Origin of the sequence: Hafnia sp. CBA7124 (assembly GCF_002355555.1) — a bacterium.
Lineage (GTDB): Bacteria > Pseudomonadota > Gammaproteobacteria > Enterobacterales > Enterobacteriaceae > Hafnia > Hafnia alvei.
Genome location: NZ_AP017469.1, coordinates 3,440,430 through 3,460,102 on the forward strand (window position 1 = coordinate 3,440,430; position 19,673 = coordinate 3,460,102).

The following is a 19,673-nucleotide window of genomic DNA, read 5'->3' on the forward strand; positions in this document are numbered from 1 at the left end:
CCTTAGCTTACGATCATATCGTCGCGGTGGACGGCAACTGGGCCGTATTCATAGCCCAAAACACCGCTGATTTGCTGTGAATGGTGGCCGGCAATCATACGCAGCGCATCGCTGTTGTAGCGGCTCACGCCGTGGGCCAGATCGCGCCCTTCCAGATTGCGAATGCGGATAACTTCACCGCGCGAGAAATCACCGCTCACATCACGAATACCTTTGGGCAACAATGAGCTGCCACGTTCGAGAATCGCAGCCACGGCGCCATCGTCGACGGTAATTTCACCCGCAGGTGGCGCACCAAAAATCCAGCGTTTGCGGTTTTCCAGCGGCGTTTCCAGCGCATGGAAGCGGGTTCCAACGGATACACCTTCAATAACGTCACCCACAACGCCCGGCTTGCTGCCCGCGGCGATAATCACGTCGATACCGGCACGGCAGGCAACGTCGGCAGCCTGCAGTTTGGTGGTCATACCGCCAGTGCCTAAACCCGATACGCTATCGCCCGCGATGCCACGCAGCGCGTCATCGATGCTATTCACTTCGCGGATAAGCTCTGCGGTTGGGTTATGACGAGGATCGGCGGTAAAGAGACCAGCCTGATCGGTCAACAGCAGCAGCTTGTCGGCTCCTGCCAAAATAGCGGCCAGCGCAGAAAGATTATCGTTGTCGCCAACTTTAATTTCCGCCGTTGCCACCGCATCGTTTTCATTAATTACGGGAACAATACGGTTGTCCATCAGAGCATGCAGGGTATCGCGCGCATTCAAAAAACGCTCGCGATCTTCTAAATCAGCACGCGTTAGCAGCATTTGCCCAATATGGATGCCGTAAATCGAGAACAGCTGTTCCCAAAGCTGAATCAAACGGCTCTGCCCAACGGCGGCCAATAACTGCTTAGAAGCTATGGTTGCGGGGAGTTCGGGGTAGCCCAAATGCTCACGTCCAGCGGCAATCGCACCGGAGGTTACAATCACAATACGGTGCCCCGCCGCGTGCTGTTGCGCACACTGGCGAACGAGTTCCACGATATGGGCACGGTTTAGACGGCGCGAACCGCCGGTCAATACGCTGGTACCTAGCTTTACAACTAGGGTTTGGCTGCCACTCATAATCTTTTTGCCGTTTATTGGTGTTGGAAAAATGGGGAGAAAGAGAAAAAGTATCAGGAGAGGCGCGTTATGCCAACAGGCATAACGCAAAAGCACACTTATTACTGCGCCCGATCAGGCTCGAAGGCGAACTAACTCTTCAGAAAAGTCGTCGGCTGGCTGAATTTTAATCTCAAGCGTAGTTAAAAGCTCTTTGAGGCGGTTATGAAAATTGAGTGAGGTTTGTTCTAATTTGTCAGTCACTTCAGGATCTTTAATCACCTGCTCCTGCCAAACACCGTTCTTATCAAACAATCCAAACGAATAACGATAGGTAAAATGCGTTTCCTCGGCGGCAAGATCGAGCCACCATCCCCAAAACTCACGTTTTTCTGGATTGGGTTTAACGTTGACACACACGGCTAAACAGTCAAAAAAGAAATGATCATCCTGACACTGCCCCGAACGAATATAAGGGCCAAGCGCGGTGAATTTTTTGATTAAGCGGCTTTTAGAGTAACCACCTGGTAATGTCATGCTACATCCTCCTGTTGTGGTTACTCTTTTTTAACAAATTTCCAAACTTTAGCAATCAAATTAACGCGAATGTTCGCCAATCCAGTCACAAACCTGATGCAAAGCCTGATTGAACCCCTCAAATAACGGGGAAGAGGGCACCATCAATAATTTACCATCCAGCGAAGAGTCCGCGATAAGTTTGGCTTCAGATTTAGGGCAAAACGGATCGCGTTCCCAATATCCGGCCAGCATCGGCGTATGGCAGCGGCGGCCAAGCAGACCTTGAGTCTTCAATGAATAACAGCTCAGTTCGGTGCGCAGCGCGACATCGGATACGCTGTTCATCCCCAAACGGCTAGCCAGCACATCGATATACATTTCTGGCACACGTTCCTGAATACATTTATCGCATAGCAGGCTGTGCACCACGGGGCCTAATGTGGCAACCGCTCGCAAACGACGAGGTTCCAAATAAGCTAAACGAACCGCCACGTTTGCGCCAAAGCGGAAACCAAATACTGAAACTCGGGTGTGATCGACCCACGGTACATTTGGCAACGCTTGCAGCACTTGTTGATGCAAACGGCTCGAGTCCTGCGTCAGGCAAAAATGCGAAGACATTCCAACGGAGGGCATATCAATCGTGAGCATCGCCATGCCAGCAGGCGCTAGGTGGTCGCGAAACAGCCGATAGCTGTCGCTCTGCATCATATCCAACCCACCGCAAATCAGCACCGTTGGGAATGGCCCTTTGCTGTTATCCGGCATATGCAGAAAACCGGTGATCTTTTTCCCACCGTCAATCGCAAACTCGACCTCTTTCAGTTCGTATGACAGCAGCGTAGCCGACTCCGCATAGGCGCGATTTGCCAGTGCTTCGGCCTGCTCAGCCAAATCATCACCTTTGAGATGTGGGTAAGCCGCGATGCTGTAAAGATTCGCCGCCTGCAGCCAGTATTCACCGGCCAACGTAGGATCTTTTTCTTCCTGAGCACGTTGCTGCCAGGACATCGCTTGATGCGACCACTCGTATATCCAGTTGCCGCTCCGATAACCCACCACGGTGTCGAGCAAGCGCTCATCGCTACGCTCGGCCGTTGATGCGGCAATATGCGAGAGCACATGCTCAATTTCGATAGGTGAGACACCGCGCCAAACCCACATCAGGCGATTGATGATGCGATACCAATTAGCCTGCGAGGTTCCATCCAGCGCAGAGGCTATCGAAGCCTGCGGAACGTGCCCATGACGCTTAACCAGCGTGGACGTTTCACGATGCTTGAATCGAGGTTTGAATAAGGTTTCAGAAAGGTTTGGTTGGGACATGATAGACGGCAGCCTCCGAGTACTGTCTTTTCAGCCGCAGACAAAAAGCGGCAGAGCTAAGTCTCGCACAGCGAGCGCTCGGAAGTAGTGTAACGAACTCGGATGCTAAAAAACAAACGTCCGGACAAAGCCGGACGTTTCTTTACATCTTATTGCGCTTTTATTGCATTGCCTGAAAGCAAATTAACGATTGCTGATTGGCTCAACAAACGTCACCGCCATATCCCATGGCTGTTCGATCCACGTATTCTGTGGAATATCGATAACGTAATCATCAACCAGAGGACGACCTGCAGGCTTAGCGAAAATGGTGACGAAATGCGCTTTAGGATACATTTCGCGGATCGCCTGAGCGGTGCCACCGGTATCCACTAAATCGTCGATCACGATGAAGCCTTCGCCATCACCTTCAGCACGCTTAACAACTTTGAGCTCACGCTGGTTATCATGGTCGTAGCTGGAGATACAAACGGTATCAACGTGACGGATACCCAGTTCACGCGCCAGTAATGCGGCAGGAACCAAACCACCGCGGCTTACCGCAATAATTCCAGTCCACTGTTCAGAAGGCATCAGGCGTGCAGCCAGCTTACGTGCGTGCATTTGTAGCACGTCCCAAGTTACAACGTATTTTTCGCTCATTAATAGTGTCCCAGCCATAATATTCATGGCTTAAAGATTGGTCGGGGGGGAAAAAAGGTTGCGCGAGATTATAGAGAGCCAGAGCAATAAAAACCAGTCTCTTTCGCAGAAAGCCGGAACCTCGATTGCGGATTTAGTGCCTTAGTCTGTCCACATAAGTAAATATAGTGGTATTCTCTGAAAAAATGGCTTTATCTCTTAACCCCCTATTGTGCCACTGTTATCGGCAGCACAACTGATTATCAGGAGACTTAACGTGTCTGAACTGTCTCAGCTATCTCCACAGCCACTGTGGCAAATTTTTGCGGATATCTGCTCTATTCCTCACCCTTCGTATCATGAAGAAGCATTAGCCACGCACATCGTTGCATGGGCTGAAGAAAAAGGTATCCACGTTGAACGTGACGAAGTAGGCAACGTCCTGCTACGCAAACCAGCCTCTCGCGGCATGGAAAACCGTAAGCCGGTTGTGCTGCAAGCGCATCTGGACATGGTTCCACAAAAAAATAACGATACCGCACACGACTTCACCAAAGATCCTATCCAGCCATACATTGACGGCGATTGGGTAAAAGCACGCGGCACCACGCTGGGCGCAGATAACGGCATCGGTATGGCTTCTGCATTGGCTGTTTTAGCCGATGACAGCGTTTCTCATGGCCCAATCGAAGTGCTGCTGACCATGACCGAAGAAGCCGGCATGGAAGGCGCATTTGGCCTGAAAGCGGGCTGGTTGCAGGCCGATATTCTGATCAACACCGACTCTGAAGAAGAAGGTGAGATTTACATGGGCTGCGCGGGCGGTATCGACTTCATCACCACGCTACCGTTGCAGCGCGAAGCCGTTCCTGCTGGACACGACATTGTTAAGCTGACGCTGAAAGGCCTGAAAGGCGGCCACTCCGGTGGTGATATTCATTTGGGCTTAGGCAACGCCAACAAACTGCTGGCGCGCTTCCTGTCTGGTCACGCTGCTGAATTGGGCCTGCGCGTATTGGATCTGAACGGCGGTACGCTACGCAACGCGATCCCACGCGAAGCCATCGCGGTGCTGGCTGTACCTACCGCGAATCTGGCTAAGCTGAAAACGCTGGCCGAAACGTTCCAAAACATGCTGAAAGTTGAACTGGCTGCGGTAGAAAAAAACCTGAGCGTTCAGGTTGAAACTGCACAAAGCGATTCTCAGGCACTGACCGCCGACAGCCAACAGCGCTTTATTGCCCTGCTGAACGCCACGCCAAACGGCGTGATCCGCATGAGCGACGAAGTGAAAGGCGTAGTAGAAACGTCTCTGAACGTGGGTGTTGTGACCACCGACGCGAAAGAAGCGCAAATTATCTGCCTGATCCGCTCGCTTATCGACAGCGGTAAAGACGCCGTGGTTAGCCAACTGAACTCTATTGGTGAACTGGCAGGTGCGCATGTGGAAGCCAAAGGCAGCTACCCAGGCTGGAAACCGGATGCAAATTCTCCGGTGATGCATTTGGTGCGTGAGACTTACCAGAAGCTGTTTGATACCACGCCAAACATCATGGTTATCCATGCGGGTCTGGAATGTGGTCTGTTCAAAAAGCCTTACCCAGAAATGGATATGGTGTCTATCGGCCCAACCATCACTGGCCCACATTCACCGGATGAGCAAGTTCACATTGCCAGCGTAGGCCAATACTGGCAGTTGCTGACGGCTCTGCTGAAAGCGATCCCAGAGAAAGCCTAAGCGCTAAGTCTTTGCGTATTACAGAAGCCAGCCCTCGGGTTGGCTTTTTTTATCCCTTCACGCCCTCAAAGCCTAGCCATCAATATCCAGCGAAAGCTGCTTTTCTAGCTGTGGATCGAGCAGCGTGACATGTAACCCCACCAGCCGTACGCCTCGGCTATTTCGGCGTTCATCCCACGCCTGCCGTGCCACCTGAAATAAATCACGCTTATCCAGAATCGGCCACACATGCTCTTGCGTTGTCTGCTGAAAATCATGGAATTTGAGTTTTACGCCCTGCCGCGCGATATGCAGATCCGGCTGCACTTTCGCCAAGCGCCGTTCCAGTTCTTCATACAGTTTTTCCAGTAAAACCTCGCACTCTGCCCAGCTGTGAATATCTTCTGACAACGTTCTTTCCACCCCAACGGACTTACGCAGGCGATCGGGCATCACTTCTCGCTCATCCTGACCGTGACAGCGTTCCCAAAGCACGCGCCCAAACTTGCCAAAACGACGTAACAGCTCGGCCAAATTATAGCGACGCACATCGGCACAGGTATTCAGCCCCAGTTCACTCAGTTTGGCGGCGGTTACCTTGCCAACGCCGGGGATCTTTTTCAGCGGCAACGTGAGAATAAAATCGTCAACCTGCGCGGGCGTAATCACATATTGGCCGTTAGGTTTATTGAGATCGGAGGCAATTTTTGCCAGAAACTTGATCGGGGCAATGCCAGCCGACGCAGTAAGATTGAGCTCTTCGGCAATTTGTTTGCGAATCTGCTCTGCAATCAACGTGGCTGAGCCGTAACACTGGGTACAGTCGGTGACATCAAGATAGGCCTCATCGAGCGACAGCGGCTCTATCAGCGATGTATAACGCTGGAAAATCTCACGTATGTGCCGCGAGACGTCTTTGTAAACCTCCATTCTCCCCGGACGCAACGTGAGATGCGGACACAACTTAAGCGCTTGTCCTGTCGGCATAGCACTACGCACCCCGAATTTACGCGCGGCGTAGTTTGCAGTGCTGATCACCCCTCGGCGATCGCGACTTCCGCCAATCGCCAGCGGTACATCGCGTAACTCAGGGAAATCACGCATTTCGACTGCGGCATAAAAGCAGTCCATATCGACATGTATGATTTTGCGCATAGAGAGAATGGTGGAGTTAATGACTGTATAAGTATACAGGTTATTTGTAGGGAAAGGGAAGTGGAGCTAGGGATCGATCATGATTAACAAAAACCCCACCCTAACCCTCCCCTTCGCAGGGGAGGGGACAGTTCAGTGATATTTATAAGGATCTCGATCGACGCTTCACCCTGACAAGGGGGAAGTTGGGAGGAGAGGTGTGATAACCCCACCCTAGCCCATCCCTTCGCTGGGGTGGGGACAGTTCTGCGCAGACGGGGAGAATCTCGATCGGCTCCTCCCCCTGCGAAGGGGGAGGTTGGGAGGGGGTAGCTGTTTATGAAAAACTAAATAATCCTATGCTTCTCCAGCATTTCGCGCCGGGCTTCTTCACGCGCCATACGCTTTTTACGTGCGTCGCAGGGCTCTGGGCAATCACAGACTTTTTCCAGACCGAGGTTGGCGATGCCGCCGCAGCTTCCGTGGATGCTTTTTCGCTTGATGATATAGCCAATAGACATTCCGGCAATCACCGCTAAAAACACCACAAAGGTCGCAATAAATACCGTCGCCATATTATTTACCTTTCTTTGCCTGCACCAAATAAGGCTTAAAGGCATCCGAGTAACGATCTTCAAAACCGTTTTCAGTTTTTACAATCATAAATACCGGAATACCCAGCAGGTTTGCCAACGCCATTCCACGCTCTGGCCCCATCACGTCTAATCCCGTAGATAGACCATCTGCCGTCATACAGCTCGGCGCAAGCACGGTAATCGAAACCAGATGATGCGTGACTGGACGTCCTGTTTTAGGGTCAATCTCATGCGAGAAACGCTGGCCGTTCTGCTCAAAATAGTTGCGATAATCACCGGAGGTCGCGATAGCCATCTCGCCCGGTTGAATAATAACCTGAGCGCTCTGCTGTAATCCTGCCTGCGGTTTTTCAATGGCGATGCGCCACGGCGCACCGTCTCCGTTGATGCCCCGCGTTCTCACTTCACCGCCAATATCCACCATATAATTAGTGATGTTTAACGAAGCAAGATACTCAGCCACAACGTCCACGCCGTACCCTTTCGCAATAGACGACAGATCGAGATAAAGCTGAGGAATATTCTTCACCAGCGCATTACCCTGCACGGATAAATGCTCAATGCCGATCCATGCACGACGTTGATTAATTTCTTCATCCGTTGGAATACGATCGGGACGCCCTTCTGGCCCAAATCCCCACAGATTAACCAATGGTCCAACCGTGATATCCAGCGCACCGTCGGTCACTTTATTAATCCGAATAGCCTCTTCAACCACTTTCGCCGTTGCGGCCGAAACAGGGAATGGCGTATTCACCTCGGTGCTTTGGTTAAAACGGCTCAGCTCAGAGTTGGAACGGTAGGTCGACATCTGGTCGTTAACCTGCTCCAAACGCTTATCCAGCTCGGCTTTAATTTTTTCCGGCGCGGGCATCCCTGTTTCACTGACATACTTGATAGAGTAATAGGTCCCCATTGTTTTGCCTTCAATGTTGACCTGCTCCGGCCCACATCCCGTCAGCAAAAAAGCCAGCCCGCAAAAAGCCAGCCAGCGTGTATTTCGAATAAAAAACGCGGTCGCCCGCGCAGTGTTATTAGTCATTATGTTCAACCAGTTTTGGCTACGCTACAAAAAATCTCATAAGAAAACATATGGTCAAAGGCATTGAAGTTGTGGCTAGGCGGCAAGTGAGTTCATCCCCAGGAGCTTACAAAAGTAAGTGACTGGGGTTAACTCACGCAGCCAACACCGCCACAGCTTCAAGGACGATGGCTATCAACCGCCGAAGTCATCGAGCATGATATTCTCGTCTTCTACCCCGAGATCTTTCAGCATCTTAATAACCGCAGCGTTCATCATCGGCGGCCCACACATATAGAACTCACAATCTTCCGGCGCGGGATGCGCGCGCAGATAGTTTTCGAGTAACACATTATGGATAAAGCCGGTATAACCCGTCCAGTTATCTTCGGGTTGAGGATCCGACAATGCGATGTTCCACGTAAAGTTTGGATTCTCTGCCGCAAGCTTGTCGAAATCTTCAACGTAGAACATTTCACGCGTTGAACGTGCACCGTACCAGAAGCTCATTTTACGCTTGGAGTGCAGACGCTTGAGCTGGTCAAAAATGTGCGAACGCATTGGCGCCATGCCCGCACCGCCGCCGATAAAGACCATCTCAGCCTCGGTTTCTTTGGCAAAGAACTCACCAAACGGCCCGGAAATGGTGACTTTATCACCCGGTTTTAACGACCAGATATAGGAAGACATAATCCCTGGAGGCGCATCTGGCACACCCGGAGGCGGCGTGGCGATACGCACGTTCAGCATGATCAGGCCTTTCTCATCGGGATAGTTCGCCATGGAGTACGCGCGGATCGTGGGTTCGGTAACCTTGGACTCAAAGCGGAACAGATTGAATTTGTCCCAGTCGCCACGGTATTCCTCTGGCACATCAAAATCGGCGTAGCGCACATGATGCGGTTCACATTCGATTTGGATATAACCACCGGCGCGGAACGGCACCGCTTCACCGTCAGGGATGCGCAGCTTGAGCTCTTTGATGAAAGTTGCCACGTTATCGTTAGAGATAACTTCGCACTCCCACTTTTTCACGCCGAAAATCTCTTCCGGAAGCTCAATTTTAAGATCTTGCTTTACGCTCACCTGACAGGCTAAACGGCAGCCCTCTTTGGCTTCACGCTTAGAGATGTGCGCCAGCTCAGTAGGTAAAATATCGCCGCCGCCTTCTTTAACGTGTACACGACACTGGCCACACGAGCCACCGCCGCCACAGGCAGACGAAACGAAAATGCCCTGACTTGAAAGCATGTTCAGCAGTTTGTCACCGGCCGGAGCATCAAAGCTTTTCTCCGGATCGTGGTTAACTTCCACGTGAATGTCGCCGGTATTCACCAGCTTAGATTTGGCGAACAAGATCAGGACGGTCAGCGCCACCACGATCAGGGTGAACATCGCCACACCCAGAATAATTTCTTGCATAGGTTCCTTCCTGTCCTATCAGAGGTGTACGCCGGAGAAGGACATAAAGCCCAACGCCATCAGGCCCGTGGTCACAAAAGTGATGCCCAGCCCACGTAGCCCCGCAGGCACATTGGCATATTTCATTTTTTCACGCAGACCCGCCATCGCCACGATAGCCAACAACCAGCCGATCCCTGAACCAAAACCATAAACCACGGATTCAGTGAAGTTGTAGTCTCGCTGAACCATGAATGACACCCCACCAAAGATGGCGCAGTTAACGGTAATCAGCGGCAGGAAAATCCCCAGCGCGTTATAAAGCGACGGGAAGAAACGGTCGAGGATCATCTCGAGGATCTGCACCAGTGCCGCGATAACGCCGATGAAGGTGATAAAGCTTAAGAAGCTGAGATCAACGCCATCCACCAGCGCACCGTCGCGGAGCACGTAGTTATAGACCAGATTATTGGCGGGAACCGAGATCCCTAACACCACCGTTACCGCCACGCCTAAACCGAAAGCCGTGGTGACTTTCTTGGAGACGGCCAAAAACGTACACATCCCCAAGAAGAACGCTAATGCCATGTTTTCAATGAAAACGGCGCGTACAAACAGGCTGATATAATGTTCCATCTGCCCTTACTCCTTTTCCATCTGTTCAGGTTTCAGCGTGCGCAGCGCCCAAATCAGCAGACCGATAATAAAGAATGCGCTCGGCGCTAACAGGAACAGGCCGTTTGGCTGATACCAACCGCCGTTCTGCACGCTTTCTAACACGGTAATACCAAACAGCTTGCCTGAACCAAACAGTTCACGCAGGAAGCCGACCAAAATCAGAATAACGCCGTAGCCCAAGCCGTTGCCGATACCATCCATAAAGCTCTCAATCGGCGGCGACTTCATGGCATAGGCTTCAGCACGCCCCATCACGATACAGTTGGTGATGATCAAGCCGACAAATACCGAAAGCTGCTTGGAGATTTCATAGGCATAGGCGCGCAAAATCTGGTCAACCACGATAACCAGCGAGGCGATAATCGCCATCTGCACGATAATGCGCACGCTGTTTGGGATCTGATGACGGATCAGTGAAATAAAGAAGTTAGAGAATGCCGTCACCAGCGTGACCGCAATCGTCATCACGAAGGCAGTTTCTAACTTGGTAGTCACCGCCAGCGCCGAGCAAACCCCGAGGATTTGTAAGGCGATAGGATTATTGTCGAGCAAAGGCCCTAACAGGACTTTTTTAATCTCTTTAGTATCAGCCACGATTCAATGCTCCTTCACGAACGCGTTTTAGGAACGGACCATAACCATTGTCGCCCATCCAGAAATCGAAGGTATGCTGCACGCCGTTAGCGGTCAGCGTCGCGCCTGAAAGCCCGTCAACGCCGTGTGGGTCCTGAGGATTTGCGCCCCCTTTAACGATACGAATTGCCGGATGCCCGCCGTCATCAAACAGCTGCTTACCCACCCATTTTTCACGCCATGACGGGTTTTCAATTTCACCGCCCAGACCCGGAGTTTCGCCGTGCTCGTAAAACGTCAGTCCTTTCACCGTATTACCGTCGGTGTCGATAGCCACAAAGGCATACATCACCGACCATAGACCGGTGCCGTAGACAGGCAATACCACTTGGCCGATGTTGCCCTGCTCGTTTTTCACCAGATACACTTCAACCACGTTGCTGCGGCGTTTAATGCCCGCCGGATCCTGCGCGGCATCCAACACCATGCTGGTCGCCGGATCTTTTAACGCTTTGCTCATATCGAAAGTATACGGATCGCCGGAGGTGAACTCGCCGGTTTTCAAGTCAAGCAGACGCGGTTCGATACGCTGACCGAACAATGTTTTCACCTGCTCGCCATCGAGCTTATCGCCCTGCATCAGCCCTGCGACGGCCAGAATGTTGCGCTGTTTATCCAGCTGCTTTTGCTCTTCCTGCATCGGCTTTAAGCCCACCGCCGCACCCGCAACAATCACTGAACACACCAAGCACAACACCACGACTACCATCAGCGTTCGGCCGATGCTGTCGTTTTTACCTACGCCCGCTTTATTTACTGAATCCTTAGCCACGTGCTTTTCTCCTTTTGATGTTGGCGCGCACCACCATGTAGTCGAACAATGGAGCAAACAGGTTTGCGAATAGGATCGCCAACATCATGCCTTCTGGATAAGCGGGGTTAATCACGCGTACCAGAACGCACATCACGCCAATCAAGCCGCCGTACCACCATTTACCTTTGTTGGTAAAGGAAGCCGATACCGGATCGGTTGCCATAAAAATCATACCGAATGCAAAGCCACCCAGAACCAAGTGCCAATACCACGGCATAGCAAACATTGGGTTCGTGTCTGAACCGATGAAGTTAAACAGCGCTGACATAGCCACCATTCCCACCATCACGCCCGCAACGATGCGCCATGAAGCCACGCGGCCAAACATAATGATCAGGCCGCCGAGAAGGATCATCAGCGTGGAGACTTCACCAATTGAGCCGGGAATGTTGCCGATGAAAGCATCCATCCACGTTACGTGCTGACCAGTGATGGTATTCATCAAACCGCTCTGTCCAGCTGCACTCCACTGTGACAGCGGCGTCGCACCAGAATAGCCGTCTGCGGCGTTCCATACTAAATCACCGGAGATCTGCGCTGGATAGGCGAAGAACAGGAATGCACGCCCTGCTAATGCTGGGTTGAGGAAGTTACGTCCGGTGCCGCCGAAGATCTCTTTGGCAATGACCACGCCGAAGGAAATACCCAGCGCGGCCTGCCACAACGGCAGCGTTGGTGGAACAATCAGCGCAAACAGAATTGAAGTAACGAAAAAGCCTTCGTTGATTTCATGTTTGCGGATGATGGAAAACAGCACTTCCCAGAAGCCGCCCACCAAGAACACCACTGCGTAAATAGGCAGGAAATAGACCGCGCCCAGCGTCATCATGCTGACCCAACCAGCGTTGGCCTGTAGGCTAGCGCCCAGCATTTCAGCGAGCCAATAATGCCAATCCGAGGCAATCACCTGAGCCAGTTGTTCTCCCTGATACAGCTGATTAAGCGCGCCAATAGCCTCATGGCCCACGTTGTACATTCCCCAAAACATGGTAGGGAATACCGCCAGCCACACTAAAATCATCATGCGTTTTAGGTCGATGGCGTCACGAACGTGCGATGCACCGTGCGTCACTTTTCCTGACGTATACATCAACGTCGCGGCCGCTTCATACAGCGGATAATACTTTTGCAGCTTGCCACCCGGTTCGAAGTGGTGCTCCATATTCTCGATAAAACTCTTCAGACCCATGAATTATCCTTCCTGCTCAATGGTCGTCAGCACGTCGCGCAGCACCGGGCCATATTCGTATTTGCCCGGACACACGAAGGTACAGAGCGCAAGATCTTCCTCATCCAGCTCTAAACATCCCAGAGCCTGAGCGCTTTCGCAGTCGCCAGAGAGCAGATCGCGCAGCAGCATCGTTGGCAAAATGTCTAATGGCATCACGCGTTCATAGTTGCCGATTGGCACCATGGCGCGTTCACCGCCGTTCATGTCGGTCGAAAACGCGAACAGTTTGCGCTTAAAGAAATGGCCCAGCGTGGTGCGGGTAATCGAGAATTTATTCGCGCCCGGCATCATCCAGCCCAGCAGCTCTTTCTCGCGCCCTTCTTTCACCACGGAGATTTGATGGTGGAAACGCCCCAAGAAAGCTTTGGTGCCGCTGGCCTTCGTGCCACTCAGCACTGAACCGCTAATCACGCGGTTATCGCCTGACTTCAAGCGGCCGGCGGTAATTTCATCCGTGCTAGCGCCTAATCGAGTACGCAGCAACAGGGGTTTTTCTACCTGTGGCCCTGCCAATGCAATCACGCGATCGGTATTCAGCTCACCGGTGGTGAAAAGCTTGCCGACGGCGATAACGTCCTGATAGCCCATGTGCCAAACGGTTTTGGTTAAGCTAACCGGTTCAAGGAAATGGATATGCGTTCCTACCAATCCTGCGGGGTGTGGGCCGGTAAATTCGTTATGGGTAATATTTGGCGCAGACTTGGTTTGCAGCCCCGCACCGGCCTGTTGGCAAACGTAAACTTTACCTTCGGTTAAACGGCTTAGTACGGTCAGACCATGTTCAAAATCAGCCATATTTTCACGCAGGATCAGCAGCGGATCGGCGGCTAACGGCTGAGTATCCATCACGCTGACGAAAATCGCTGCGGCGTTAGATCCTGGTTTTGGCGCATGGCTAAAGGGACGCGTTCGCAGTGCCGTCCACAAACCCGACGCCAACAGATTGCTTTCAACCTGAGCGCGGGTGAGATTCACCAACTCAGAAGCATCGTAGTGGGAAAATGGCACCTGCTCATCGCCATCGACGGCGATAACCACCGACTCCAGAACACGTTTTTCACCGCGGTTAATCGCAATAACCTGCCCAGCGGCGGGAGCGGTGAACAAGACGCCAGGATTCTTTTTGTCTTCAAAAAGCACCTGACCTTTTTTGACCTTATCACCTTCTTGCACCGCCATTGACGGTCGCATACCGACATAGTCGCCGCCTAAAATAGCCACGTTTCGTATAGCCGGGCCTTGTTCAATGATCGGGGCGGGCGCGCCCTCGATAGGCAAATTAAGCCCTTTTTTAATTTTAATCATGTGGTTGCACTATATATATCGTCATGACATTAATGATGTGAACCCTGCAGGCGTTCCTCTACCCTCCATCCGGATGTCACTCCAATGATGTTGGATATGATGGCCTTCCCGTTGCGAAAAAAGCGCATCGTTGCATGCAGATAAGAGATCGCTAATAAGTACCGGAGAATATTAACCCGAGGTATTACAGGGATTAAAAACGATGTTACCGATAACTGTGCGATTTTACCATTTTACGCCGCCTGCATCAGCAACATTGCCGTGACCTACATCAAGCTAATTAAACATAGCCGTGAACCATTCATTTTTAGTAGGCGAACAATTCGGTTTTTATATAACTATCGTTCACTAATTCTTAAAATTAATTTTTGCTACATGTAGATTTCATCCCAAATGAGTTAAAAAACACTCACTACAGATCCGCTCTCTGGATTAAACTGATACTGTTTTGGGAGCTGTCAACAGACTTAATCTGAAGATCTTCTTTCTATGATTTATTAACAGGGTTATCAATGGGCAAAATCATCGCCTTGTTGGCCGTATTTTTTGTACTGCCACTGACTTCATGTAGTTCTTCTGCCAGTGAGCAGACGCAAAATACACCGCTGACAAAACAGCAATTAATGGGCTCTCCGGTTTATATTCAGATCTTCAAAGAAGAAAGAAAGCTCGAGCTATTTGCCAAGGTCCAAGACAAATATCAGCTGGTGCAAAGCTTTAATATCTGCAAGTTTTCTGGCGGACTGGGGCCAAAACGTACCGAAGGGGATTTTAAAAGTCCTGAAGGGTTCTATCAGATTGATGCCCGTCACCTAAAACCGAACAGCAAATATTACCAAGCGATTAATATCGGATATCCGAACGCTTACGATCAGGCTCACGGTTATTCAGGCAAATATCTAATGATTCACGGTGACTGTGTTTCTATTGGCTGTTATGCCATGACCAATGAAGGTATTTCGCAGATATTTAGCTACGTGCAAAGCGCATTCCGTAATGGACAAACTTTGGTCGATATCAATATTTATCCATTCCGTATGACCGAACAAAATATGCAGCGCCATCGTAACTCTGACTATTTGCCGTTCTGGAAACAGTTGCAGCCGGCCTATGCTTATTTCAATGAGTATCACCAAGCCCCACAGGTGAATGTCATCGGTGGTCAATATGTGGTTAACCGTCCATCGCAAAACAATGGACAGTCTTCCTCACAGCTGGCGTTCACCCAAGCAAAATAAGGCAAACTCTCCTGGTTCAATGCGATTCCACATCTCATTGCTGGTCAGGGGCTGAGTTGCAATCACGGTGACGACGTCGTTGGGCGTCGTCTGTGATTGAAAATCAATTTCGACATCCTCATCCAACAGCGTTGCCTTGCCAAAAGGCGCTCGACGCGTGATCCAGTACAGATTGGTCGAGCAATAGGCCATCACAAAGCGCCCATCGGACAGCAGCATATTGAATACGCCTTTGGCGCGAAGCTCATCGGCGCACTGCGCAATAAAGCGAAATACCGCCGGCCAATTACCTGGCGTTCTTGGATAGCGCGCAGCCATTTTATTCAGCAGCCAGCAAAATGCATATTCACTGTCGGTTTGCCCCACAGGCCGGAAATGCCCCGTCTCTAGGCTTTTATATCCCGTCAATTGTCCGTTATGTGCAAACGTCCAATTCCGCCCCCAAAGTTCACGGGTAAACGGATGCGTATTTTCCAGCGACACGGTGCCACGATTTGCCTGACGAATATGCGAAATCACCGCACAAGATTTGATCGGATAATCTTGGACTAAGCGGGCAATCGGAGAGTTGAAACTCGGATGCGGATCTTTAAATGTGCGACAGCCATTACCTTCATAAAAGGTAATTCCCCACCCATCCTTGTGTGGCCCGGTTCTTCCGCCACGCTGTACCAAGCCGGTAAAGCTAAAGCAGATGTCCGTTGGGACATTGGCGCTCATACCGAGTAGTTCACACATGATTGCACCTACTTTTCCTGAAATAAGCCTGACACAGCGGCTAACCTCATAGCCTCTCCAAACAAAGTAAGGAGCGAGTATGGGACAGTCCCCCTCCCAGCCTCCCCCTTCTCAGGGGGAGGGGCCGATCGAGATACTCTCAACCAGTGCTGAACAGTTCCCTCCCCTGCTAAGGGGAGGGTTAGGGTGGGGTCAGCGACTAAAGTCTTAAGCTTTAACCATCTCTTTTTCGATCAGCTGAATCAGGATATGAATCGCTTTGATATGGATTTCCTGAATACGATCTGCGTAGCCAAAGTGTGGTACGCGGATCTCAACGTCTGCGCTTCCGGCCATTTTGCCGCCGTCTTTGCCGGTCAGAGTGATCACTTTCATGCCCTTGGCGCGTGCGGCTTCGATCGCTTTCATGATGTTGCCAGAGTTACCTGAAGTGGAGATGCCTAACAGTACATCACCTTCACGGCCAACCGCTTCTACATAACGAGAGAATACATATTCGTAGCCAAAATCATTGCTAACGCAGGACAGGTGGCTTGGATCAGAAATCGCAATCGCAGCATAACCTGGGCGATTTTCACGATAACGACCGGTTAACTCTTCGGCGAAGTGCATGGCGTCGCAGTGTGAGCCGCCGTTGCCGCAGGAAAGCACTTTGCCGCCTGCCTTGAAAGAGTCTGCCAACAACACCGCTGCACGTTGGATTGCCTCAATGTTAGCGTCATCGCTGATGAAATTTTGCAGCGTTGTCGCCGCTTCGTTCAGTTCACTACGAATAAGATCGTGGTACATAGCAGCCTCTTTTTACATAGAAAATGGCATAGGAAATATTGTAAGAAGTGTAACGGATAGCTCCCCCCCCGAGAAGCACTGCACGCCGCGTTTTACATGATTCTGCACTTTCTTTTTCGCTCACCAACGCTCATCGACGAAAGGATTTAGCTTGGAATGCGGTTTGAGGGCTAAATTGTGAACTGTGTTGTAATTAATATGTAAACACATTGCTAAATAAAATTAACTCAACTACAACCTATATTATCTACAACAGGTCAGACCTCCTACAACTTGGTCCCCTAACCCGACCTCTGAACACGCAGGAGCATTAACATGATGGTTCTTAGTCTTGTGGTTTTTTTGATAGCGATTGGTGTGTTGTTCTATCACCAAGTTAACCTCTATCTGAGCAGCGCTATTTTGCTGGCATACACCGCCGCAATGGGCGCCATTGGCCTATGGTCATTCTGGGCTTTAGTTCCCGTCGCCGTGGTATTGCTGCCGCTGGTGCTGGTTTCAGTCCGTCGCTCGCTGATTTCAGGCCCTGCGTTAAAGGCATTCCAAAAGGTGATGCCACCGATGTCTCGCACAGAGAAAGAAGCCATCGATGCAGGCACAACCTGGTGGGAAGGCGATATTTTCCGTGGTACTCCCGATTGGAAAAAACTGCACGACTATCCGCAGCCGAAGTTAACGGAAGAAGAACAGGCATTTCTGGATGGCCCAGTAGAAGAAGCTTGCCGTATGGCAAACGACTTCCAAATCACCCATGAACTGGCGGATTTACCTCCGGAGTTGTGGGCCTATCTGAAAGAACATCGCTTCTTTGCGATGATCATCAAAAAACAGTACGGCGGTTTAGAATTCTCTGCGTACGCACAGTCTCGCGTACTGCAAAAACTGTCTGGCGTATCCGGCATTCTGGCGATTACTGTGGGTGTTCCTAACTCCCTCGGCCCCGGAGAACTGCTGCAACACTACGGCACCGAAGCGCAGAAAGATCACTATCTGCCACGTTTAGCGCGTGGTCAGGAGATCCCGTGCTTTGCATTAACCAGCCCTGAAGCAGGATCTGATGCCGGTGCGATCCCTGACGTCGGTATCGTCTGCATGGGCGAATGGCAAGGCAAGCAAACGCTGGGGATGCGTCTAACGTGGAACAAGCGCTACATCACCCTTGCGCCTATCGCCACCGTGCTTGGTTTAGCCTTCAAACTTTCTGACCCTGAACGTTTACTCGGCGGTGAAGAGCACTTAGGTATTACCTGTGCGCTGATCCCAACCGATACCGACGGCGTTGAAATCGGCACTCGTCACTTCCCGCTGAACGTTCCTTTCCAGAACGGCCCAACGCGCGGTCAAGACGTGTTCGTACCTATTGATTTCATCATCGGTGGGCAAACTATGGCAGGCCAAGGCTGGCGTATGCTGGTTGAATGCCTATCGGTTGGTCGCGGTATTACCCTGCCGTCTAACGCCACCGGCAGCCTGAAAAGCGTGGCGCTGGCCATCGGTGCCTACGCCAATATCCGCCGTCAGTTCAAAATCTCCATCGGTAAAATGGAAGGGATTGAAGAGCCGTTAGCACGCATTGCGGGCAACGCCTATGTGATGGACGCTGCGGCTACATTAGTGACCTACGGCATCATGCAGGGCGAGAAGCCTGCGGTGCTGTCAGCGATTATCAAATATCACTGTACCCACAGAGGCCAACGCTCAATCATTGATGCAATGGATATTGCCGGTGGTAAAGGCATTATGCTTGGCGAATCTAACTTCATCGCCCGTGCTTACCAAGGTGCACCCATCGCGATTACCGTTGAGGGCGCGAACATCCTGACCCGTAGCATGATGATCTTCGGCCAAGGCGCCATTCGTTGCCATCCATATGTTTTGGATGAAATGGCCGCCGCGCAAGACAACAGCGTTCCACGCTTCGACAAGCTGCTGTTTAGCCACTTGGGGCATGTAGGCAGTCATAAGGTGCGCAGTTTCTGGCTGGGCTTGACCGATGGCCGTACCAGTGCCACGCCAACCAAAGACGCCACGCGCCGTTACTATCAACAGATTAACCGCATGAGCTCAAACTTAGCGCTGCTGTCCGACGTTTCTATGGGCGTACTGGGTGGTTCTCTGAAACGCCGTGAGCGCATCTCTGCGCGTCTCGGAGACTTACTCAGCCAGCTGTTCTTAGCCACCGCCGTGCTGAAACGTTATGAAGATGAAGGACGTAATGAAGCCGACCTACCGCTGGTTCACTGGGGCGTACAGGACGCGCTGCATCAAGCTGAGCAGGCTATCGACGATCTGCTGCGCAACTTCCCGAGTGGCTTGGTTGCCGGAGTGATGCGTGCGGTTATCTTCCCATTAGGCCGTGCGCACTCTGCACCGTCTGACTATCTGGATCATAAAGTCGCCAAGATTTTGCAGGTTCCTTCTGCAACACGTAGCCGTATCGGGCGCGGCATGTACCTCACGCCAAGCGAGTACAACCCGCACGGCCTGATTGAAGCTGCGTTAGCAGACGTGATTGCCGCAGACCCAATCCATCAGCGAATTTGCAAAGCGTTGGGTAAAAATCTGCCGTTCACCCGTTTAGATCAGTTGGCTAAAACCGCGCTGGATAAGGGCTTAATCAACGCCGAAGAACAGGCCATTTTAGTCAAAGCAGAAGAAAGTCGCCTGCGTACCATTAACGTTGATGAGTTTGAACCTGAAGCTTTAGCCGCCGCTGTGGTACCTGAAAAAAATCAGATCGCGACGGAACCCGCGGAGAAAAGCCTGCCGGAAAAGCACAATGGCCTGCCAAAAACGGAGGCCGCATAACCGAGCAAGCGTAATTTGA

18 protein-coding genes are annotated in these 19,673 nt (G+C 51.4%); 3 read left to right on the plus strand and 15 right to left on the minus strand.

What is annotated here, in order from left to right:
• Window positions 1-2: 2 nt before the first annotated feature.
• The 4 genes from proB to gpt all read right to left on the minus strand — a co-directional run bounded on the left by proB (window position 3) and on the right by gpt (window position 3,572).
• Window positions 3-1,106 carry a glutamate 5-kinase gene (gene proB, locus CPY98_RS15810; protein ID WP_025800157.1) on the minus strand — a complete coding sequence of 368 codons (1,104 nt, stop codon included), beginning with the start codon at window positions 1,104-1,106 and terminating at the stop codon, window positions 3-5.
• Between the two features lie 114 nt (window positions 1,107-1,220).
• The gene (gene crl / locus CPY98_RS15815) at window positions 1,221-1,622 is read right to left on the minus strand and encodes a sigma factor-binding protein Crl (RefSeq protein ID WP_025800158.1); all 402 of its coding nucleotides are present in this window, start codon (window positions 1,620-1,622) and stop codon (window positions 1,221-1,223) included.
• A gap of 60 nt (window positions 1,623-1,682) precedes the next feature.
• Window positions 1,683-2,930, minus strand: coding sequence for an esterase FrsA (frsA, locus tag CPY98_RS15820; protein WP_096388411.1), 1,248 nt, complete (start codon window positions 2,928-2,930; stop codon window positions 1,683-1,685).
• A gap of 183 nt (window positions 2,931-3,113) precedes the next feature.
• The gene (gene gpt, locus CPY98_RS15825) at window positions 3,114-3,572 is read right to left on the minus strand and encodes a xanthine phosphoribosyltransferase (RefSeq protein WP_025800161.1); all 459 of its coding nucleotides are present in this window, start codon (window positions 3,570-3,572) and stop codon (window positions 3,114-3,116) included.
• Between the two features lie 256 nt (window positions 3,573-3,828).
• On the opposite strand from gpt, the gene pepD reads away from it, so the two are divergent.
• Complete coding sequence (pepD, locus tag CPY98_RS15830) at window positions 3,829-5,289, plus strand: beta-Ala-His dipeptidase (RefSeq protein WP_025800163.1); 1,461 nt, start codon at window positions 3,829-3,831, stop codon at window positions 5,287-5,289.
• Window positions 5,290-5,361: 72 nt separating this feature from the next.
• On the opposite strand, the gene dinB is transcribed toward pepD, so the two are convergent.
• From dinB to CPY98_RS15875, 9 genes are all read right to left on the minus strand, one after another.
• Window positions 5,362-6,423 carry a DNA polymerase IV gene (gene dinB, locus CPY98_RS15835; RefSeq protein ID WP_046358854.1) on the minus strand — a complete coding sequence of 354 codons (1,062 nt, stop codon included), beginning with the start codon at window positions 6,421-6,423 and terminating at the stop codon, window positions 5,362-5,364.
• A 326-nt stretch (window positions 6,424-6,749) separates the two neighbouring features.
• Complete coding sequence (nqrM, locus tag CPY98_RS15840) at window positions 6,750-6,977, minus strand: (Na+)-NQR maturation NqrM (RefSeq protein WP_043495224.1); 228 nt, start codon at window positions 6,975-6,977, stop codon at window positions 6,750-6,752.
• Between the two features lies 1 nt (window position 6,978).
• The gene (locus CPY98_RS15845) at window positions 6,979-8,040 is read right to left on the minus strand and encodes an FAD:protein FMN transferase (RefSeq protein ID WP_369828249.1); all 1,062 of its coding nucleotides are present in this window, start codon (window positions 8,038-8,040) and stop codon (window positions 6,979-6,981) included.
• Window positions 8,041-8,214: 174 nt separating this feature from the next.
• Window positions 8,215-9,441, minus strand: coding sequence for an NADH:ubiquinone reductase (Na(+)-transporting) subunit F (gene nqrF / locus CPY98_RS15850; RefSeq protein WP_025800169.1), 1,227 nt, complete (start codon window positions 9,439-9,441; stop codon window positions 8,215-8,217).
• 18 nt (window positions 9,442-9,459) lie between these two features.
• The gene (nqrE, locus tag CPY98_RS15855) at window positions 9,460-10,056 is read right to left on the minus strand and encodes an NADH:ubiquinone reductase (Na(+)-transporting) subunit E (protein WP_043495226.1); all 597 of its coding nucleotides are present in this window, start codon (window positions 10,054-10,056) and stop codon (window positions 9,460-9,462) included.
• Window positions 10,057-10,062: 6 nt separating this feature from the next.
• A complete protein-coding gene (locus CPY98_RS15860; RefSeq protein WP_025800172.1) occupies window positions 10,063-10,692 on the minus strand; it encodes an NADH:ubiquinone reductase (Na(+)-transporting) subunit D in 630 nt (209 codons plus the stop codon).
• The gene (locus CPY98_RS15865) at window positions 10,685-11,503 is read right to left on the minus strand and encodes a Na(+)-translocating NADH-quinone reductase subunit C (protein WP_043495227.1); all 819 of its coding nucleotides are present in this window, start codon (window positions 11,501-11,503) and stop codon (window positions 10,685-10,687) included. The genes CPY98_RS15860 and CPY98_RS15865 overlap by 8 nt, the downstream gene beginning before the upstream one ends.
• Window positions 11,496-12,734: an NADH:ubiquinone reductase (Na(+)-transporting) subunit B gene (locus CPY98_RS15870; RefSeq protein ID WP_043495229.1), complete on the minus strand. Its 1,239-nt coding sequence runs from the start codon at window positions 12,732-12,734 to the stop codon at window positions 11,496-11,498. Before CPY98_RS15870 ends, CPY98_RS15865 begins: the two co-directional genes overlap by 8 nt.
• A gap of 3 nt (window positions 12,735-12,737) precedes the next feature.
• Window positions 12,738-14,081 (minus strand): Na(+)-translocating NADH-quinone reductase subunit A, encoded by a 1,344-nt coding sequence (locus CPY98_RS15875; RefSeq protein WP_096388413.1) that lies wholly within the window; start codon window positions 14,079-14,081, stop codon window positions 12,738-12,740.
• A 512-nt stretch (window positions 14,082-14,593) separates the two neighbouring features.
• Between CPY98_RS15875 and dpaA the strand changes: the two genes are divergently transcribed.
• Window positions 14,594-15,319, plus strand: coding sequence for a peptidoglycan meso-diaminopimelic acid protein amidase (gene dpaA / locus CPY98_RS15880; protein WP_025800178.1), 726 nt, complete (start codon window positions 14,594-14,596; stop codon window positions 15,317-15,319).
• On the opposite strand, the gene CPY98_RS15885 is transcribed toward dpaA, so the two are convergent.
• Together CPY98_RS15885 and lpcA are read right to left on the minus strand one after the other, a co-directional pair.
• The gene (locus tag CPY98_RS15885) at window positions 15,290-16,057 is read right to left on the minus strand and encodes a class II glutamine amidotransferase (protein WP_046359621.1); all 768 of its coding nucleotides are present in this window, start codon (window positions 16,055-16,057) and stop codon (window positions 15,290-15,292) included. The two genes, dpaA and CPY98_RS15885, sit on opposite strands and share 30 nt — an antisense overlap.
• 207 nt (window positions 16,058-16,264) lie before the next feature.
• On the minus strand, window positions 16,265-16,846 hold the full coding sequence (gene lpcA / locus CPY98_RS15890; RefSeq protein WP_025800181.1) for a D-sedoheptulose 7-phosphate isomerase: 582 nt from the start codon (window positions 16,844-16,846) through the stop codon (window positions 16,265-16,267).
• A gap of 315 nt (window positions 16,847-17,161) precedes the next feature.
• Between lpcA and fadE the strand changes: the two genes are divergently transcribed.
• Complete coding sequence (fadE, locus tag CPY98_RS15895; RefSeq protein WP_096388415.1) at window positions 17,162-19,654, plus strand: acyl-CoA dehydrogenase FadE; 2,493 nt, start codon at window positions 17,162-17,164, stop codon at window positions 19,652-19,654.
• Window positions 19,655-19,673: the final 19 nt, after the last annotated feature.